4 protein-coding genes are annotated in these 5,174 nt (G+C 57.3%); 2 read left to right on the top strand and 2 right to left on the bottom strand.

The window, feature by feature from the left end; translation table 11 throughout:
• Positions 1–320: 320 nt before the first annotated feature.
• Together Q0349_RS00565 and Q0349_RS00570 are read left to right on the top strand one after the other, a co-directional pair.
• Entirely contained in the window at positions 321–557 is a 237-nt protein-coding gene (locus tag Q0349_RS00565) for a hypothetical protein (protein ID WP_298078798.1), read from the top strand.
• A gap of 161 nt (positions 558–718) precedes the next feature.
• On the top strand, positions 719–1,900 hold the full coding sequence (locus Q0349_RS00570; RefSeq protein ID WP_298078799.1) for a sugar transporter: 1,182 nt from the start codon (positions 719–721) through the stop codon (positions 1,898–1,900).
• Between the two features lie 20 nt (positions 1,901–1,920).
• Here Q0349_RS00570 and Q0349_RS00575 read toward each other — a convergent pair whose 3' ends face one another.
• Both Q0349_RS00575 and Q0349_RS00580 read right to left on the bottom strand, forming a co-directional pair.
• Positions 1,921–4,212, bottom strand: a complete 2,292-nt coding sequence (locus Q0349_RS00575; protein WP_298078800.1) for a leucine-rich repeat domain-containing protein — start codon at positions 4,210–4,212, stop codon at positions 1,921–1,923.
• Positions 4,213–4,236: 24 nt separating this feature from the next.
• Positions 4,237–4,818 carry an NAD(P)H-dependent oxidoreductase gene (locus Q0349_RS00580; RefSeq protein WP_298078802.1) on the bottom strand — a complete coding sequence of 194 codons (582 nt, stop codon included), beginning with the start codon at positions 4,816–4,818 and terminating at the stop codon, positions 4,237–4,239.
• Positions 4,819–5,174: the final 356 nt, after the last annotated feature.

Here is a 5,174-nt window from a genome sequence, read left to right on the forward strand (position 1 = left end):
AGGGTGCCCGGTCAGGCGACGCAACACCGTATGAGGCTTTCGGTGGATGGCTATATAATTGAATCCGGCGTATAGGACAAAAAAGGAGCTCAAAAACGCTGTAAGCCTTATGCTGCAAGGCTTATAGCGTTTTTGAGCCTCCATTTTGTCCTATATGCCCAAAGTTCCAAAAAACGCATACCTTTGTCCGGTTTGGAAAGAGGCTTGTTGCCAAGGTGCGGCGGGGTCGGGTGCCAACCAGCCGCACCAGCGACCGCCCCCGCTGGCGCAAAACCCCGACAAGCGCTATCCTTGCGCCGTTTTTACAACCGGAGTCCCTCATGTACGCCATCCTCATCATCGCCTTCCTCGCGGTTTGCATCATCATCCCGCGTTACTACGCCAACTATCCCTGGGCGTGGGCAATCAGCCTCACCGTCTGGCTCACCGTCGCCCGTGCGCATTTCATCTTCTTCATCGCCCTCTGGCTCATCTGCTGGGCGGCGCGCGAAAAAATCTGGCGCGACACCTATCTCGTCGCACCGATAGAAAATCTGGTCAAGCGCATCCTGCACTAAAAATCTCCCTCCCCTGCAGGGCGAAGCCCGCAGCGGGGGGGGGGGGGGGGGGGTTGAGCGCTGTTGCTGACGACCCCATCTTCTGCTTTTTTAGTGGACTGCTGCCGCTTCAACCAATGCCCTTGAACAACACAGGCCGGACACCCCGGCCTTTTCCATTGATGAAAACCCTGCAAACCACCGCCCACCGCCTTGCCTGGCTGCGCGTGCTGACCCTTGCCGTCGCCGCCTTCGTCTTCAACACCACCGAATTTGTCCCCATCGCGCTGCTCTCCGACATCGGCGCCGGATTTTCCATGAGCGCCGCCGCGACCGGGGTAATGATGACCGTGTACGCCTGGATCGTCTCGCTCGCCTCGCTGCCCTGTATGCTGCTCGTCGCGCGGCGCGAACGGCGCGCCCTGCTGCTCGCCCTCTTTGCCCTCTTTATCGCCAGCCACATCGCCACCGCCCTTGCAGTGAACTTCGCCATGCTGCTCGCCGCCCGCGCCGGGGTGGCGCTGGCGCACGCCATCTTCTGGGCAATCACCTCGGCGCTGGCGGTGCGCCTCGCCCCGCCCGGCAAGGCACAACAGGCCATCGGCTGGGTGGCGATGGGCAGCGCGATGGCAACCGTCCTCGGCCTGCCATTGGGACGCCTCGTCGGCCAGGCATTCGGCTGGCGCGCGACCTTCGCCCTGATTGCCCTCGTCGCGGCGGCGGTGATGGTCGCCGTTTACGCGCTCTTGCCGCGCCTGCCCAGCCGCAACGCCGGCTCCCTGCGCAGCCTGCCGCTTTTGGCACGCCGACCGCGCCTGCTCGGCCTCTACGCCTTCACCGCGCTCATCGTCGCCGCGCATTTCACCGCCTACAGCTACATCGAACCCTTCGCCCGCCACTTCAGCCACCTCAGCGAAGGGGCAACCACCGCGCTGCTGCTGGTGTTCGGCCTCTCCGGCATGACTGCCAGCGTCCTCTTTGCCCGCTACCACGCCCGCCTGCCAATCGCCTTCCTCACCAGCGCCATCGCGCTGCTGCTCGCCGCGCTGCTGCTGTTGCGCCCGCTCGGCGGAACTCCTGCGACGCTGTACGCGCTCGTTTTCTGCTGGGGCATCGGCATCTCCGGCATCAGTCTCTGCCTGATGGTGCGGGTGCTGCACCTCGCGCCGGACGCGACCGACGTCGCCACCGCCATTTTCTCCGGCATCTACAACATCGGCATCGGCGGCGGCGCGCTCATCGGGCAACAGGTGATGCAACACGGCGGCCTGGCGCTGATTGGCATCAGCGGCGCAGTGATTGGCGCGTGCGGCACGGCGCTGTTCGCCTGGACGCAATGGCGTTGGCAAGAAAAAACCGCCTGACGGCGGTTTTTTTCAAGACTTCAGCGAAAATCCCACCATATCGGACGCGGGTGCGGATCAAAGCGGAAATTGCCCGTGAAATGTTTGCGGGTAGCATCATTACCATAGATTTTCAGTTTGCCCGACCGCTCGCGGTGTGCAGCTTGCAGTGCATCCGGCAAATAACGCAAGGGATTGTCTTCCAGATCCAGCGACTCCAGCATGGGCGCTTGCGCCAATGTTGCGGGAACGGTCTCCAGCAGATTCTGGTTCAATTGCAAGTATTTCAGCCGGGGCATGGCACCTGTTTGTGGCGGGAGACTGTTCAGCCGGTTGTTTTCCAGATAAAGCGTATCCAGCATGGATAATCCTGCAATACTGGCAGGCAGGGTTTGCAGCAGATTGTTTTTGAGTTCCAGTGTATTCAGGCGTTGCAAGTCTCCGACAGATTCCGGCAATGCCGTTATTTTGTTGTCTTCCAGATATAAATAGCGCAGATTTTTCAGCTTGCCGATAGTGGCAGGCAAGGCGACAAGCGCGCCATGCCGCAATTCCAGTTCCTCCAGTTGCGTCAATTCACCAATGGTGGACGGCAGACAGGCAATCGGGTTATTGCTGGCATTCAGTGTTCTCAATTTTTGCAAACCGCCGATGCTTTCAGGTAAAGCGGCAAGCTCGTTGTAATTCAGAACCAGGATTTGCAAATTGTGCAGCTTGCCAATGCACGCTGGCAGTGCCGTCAGATGGCAACCTTCCATAAAAAGTATGCGCAAACGGGCAAGGCGGTCAAAATTATCCGGTAGCGCAGTAAAGCGGTTTCTGCCCAGCCATAATTCTTCCAGCGATTCAAAGTGCAATATTTCGGCAGGGAATGACTCGAATCTGTTGTCAGACAGGGTGAGTTTTTGCAAATGTTTGAGCGCTGCCATTTCTGGTGGCAGCCGGGTGAGAAAATTGCGCTGCAAAGATAAGTCTTTCAGCTTGTGGAGTTTGCCGATTTCGGCGGGCAGGCGGGATAATTTGCTTTTGTTCAGTTCCAGCAGGGTCAATTCCTGCAAACCGCCGATTTCAGCGGGCAGGGTATCGAAGCGGTTATCGTCCAGGAACAATTCTTGCAGATTGCGCAATTGCCAGAGTACAGGCGGCACTTCTGCCAGTTGGTTGCCGGAAAGATTGAGTGATGTCAGCTTTTGCAATGCGCCGGTTTCTGCGGGCAGCGACGTCAGCCCGTTGTCTTCCACATCCAGTATTTGCAGATTTTTCAGGCACCCGATTTCTGGCGGCAATGCGGTAATGGTGACATTGTTGCCGAGGTTCAGCGCCCGCAGTTGCGTCAGATTGCCGATTTCCGGCGGCAGGGAAGACAGCCTGCTGCCTTTAATCGTCAGCGTTTGCAAATCTGTCAAATTGCCGATTGCCGCAGGCAATGATTTGAATTTGAGGCGGTCGGGTTCATAATACTCCGGGGCGATTTCCAGATGCTGCAAGCGGGTTAATTGCCCGATGATGGCAGGCAGTGTTTCCATTTCCCTGCAGCGCAGTTCAAGTTTTTGCAGATTGGAGAGTCGTCCGATGGCGGCGGGCAGATGGGTGATTTCGTCAGATGAGAGATACAGCTCTTGCAGGCTGGAGAGTTTACCAATACTTTCCGGCAATGCGGCAAGATGGCGCATTCCCAGCCTGAGTGTTTGCAGCTTTTCAAATCTGCCCATCTTTTCAGGTAGCGTGCGTATGCACTGATTGCCGACAAGCCCGAGATATTGCAGATTTTTGAGTTGGAACACGCCTGCGGGTATTTCGCTCAGGCCGTTGTTGCCCCCCAAAAAGAGCTGTTGCAGTTTATTTAATGCGCCAATTTCGGGCGGAAGGGAAGTCAGCCGGTTATCATCCAGCCCAAGCGTTTTCAATTGTGCCAGTTTGCCGATTTCTGCAGGCAGGGTATTGAGATGGTTTGCGTGCAGCGTCAATATTTCCAGATTCTTGAGCTGCCCGATTTCTGCCGGAATGTTTTCCAGTTGATCAAATACCAGGGTTAATTCCCACAGGGCGGCAAGCTGAAAAATGGCTGCCGGGACAGTGGGCAATTTGCAGCGATTGATGGTGAGCGTGCGCAGGTTTTGCAATTTTGCCAATGCTGCCGGAATGGCGATGACGTGGTCATCCTGATATTCGAGAAAGCGTTTGCAAATATACAGCTCATTCAGGGCGAGCAGGGTCGCTTCATCTTGTGGCAGATAATCGTATGTAGCGTCATTCGTTGCCGCCCTGATTTCCAGCTCAGGGCGGTTGAGTGCTGCACAAAGGGTTGCCGCCCAGTTGCGGTTTGTCTGCATAAAGAAATCCTTTCTTTTGAAATCTCAGGCGGGGAAAACACGCTGCAAATGGGCGCGGTAATCGGCGAGGAAGCGCTCCACCTGCGGGTTTTTCACGACATCGTTGCAGATGAAGGTCGGCAGCGGCTGGATGCCGAGAAATTCGTTCGCCTTGTGGAAATGCAGGTAAACCGCGTCCACCCCCGCGCCGTCGAAGAAATCGCCGGGGCGGGTGAAGGCTTCTATCGGCGCGTTCCAGGTGAGCGAAAGCATATGGCGCTTGCCGTGCAGCAGGCCGCCCGTGCCGTAGCCTTCGGTTGGCGCAGTGCGGTGGCGGCCATCGCTGGCAAACAGTTTGCCGAATCCGGCGGAAAAGACGTGGTCAACATATTCTTTGACAATCCACGGCTCGCCCATCCACCAGCCGGGCATTTGCCAGATGACGGCGTCCATCCACAGGAATTTTTCCACTTCGGCGGCGGCATCGTAGCCGTCGTCAATGACGGTTTCCTGGATGGAGTGGCCGAGGGCAGTGAGGACGTCGCGCGCGTGGGCGTGCAGGGTGTGGTTGAGACGGCCTGCAGATGCGCCAAAGGCTTTGCCGCCGTTAATGAGGAGGATGTTCATGTTTTGCTCCGGTTGGGGTGAGACGGGGATTATAGCGGCGGTGCAAACGGTGGCGGGTTGGTTGTGTCAATGGTGGGGTTCGCCTGCATACCTCGATGTCCATGCAACACTTCAATGCCGAACCTTTCATGATGGTGGGGCAAGCCCCACCCTACGACCGGTCAGCAAATCGCACAACGGTTGAGTCAACTGTGTTCCCCAACCCGTCGGTTGGGGAAACCAAACTCGGTAATTATGCGGTTTACGGCGTGAATTCCTCCGTTTGTTCAAGACTTGCAAGATAGTCCCGCATCCGCGCGTTCAAAATCCGCAGGGTGGGTACTGAGGCGGGTGGCCTGTTTGGTTGACATCAATAT

This window comes from uncultured Cardiobacterium sp. (genome assembly GCF_938028185.1).
Lineage (GTDB): Bacteria > Pseudomonadota > Gammaproteobacteria > Cardiobacteriales > Cardiobacteriaceae > Cardiobacterium.

Bases quoted from the DNA above. Each gene is read 5' to 3' on its own strand.
- Q0349_RS00570 (WP_298078799.1), top strand. From the start codon at position 719: ATGAAAACCCTGCAAACCACCGCCCACCGCCTTGCCTGGCTGCGCGTG.
- Q0349_RS00565 (WP_298078798.1), top strand. From the start codon at position 321: ATGTACGCCATCCTCATCATCGCCTTCCTCGCGGTTTGCATCATCATC.
- Q0349_RS00575 (WP_298078800.1), bottom strand. From the start codon at position 4,212: ATGCAGACAAACCGCAACTGGGCGGCAACCCTTTGTGCAGCACTCAAC.
- Q0349_RS00580 (WP_298078802.1), bottom strand. From the start codon at position 4,818: ATGAACATCCTCCTCATTAACGGCGGCAAAGCCTTTGGCGCATCTGCA.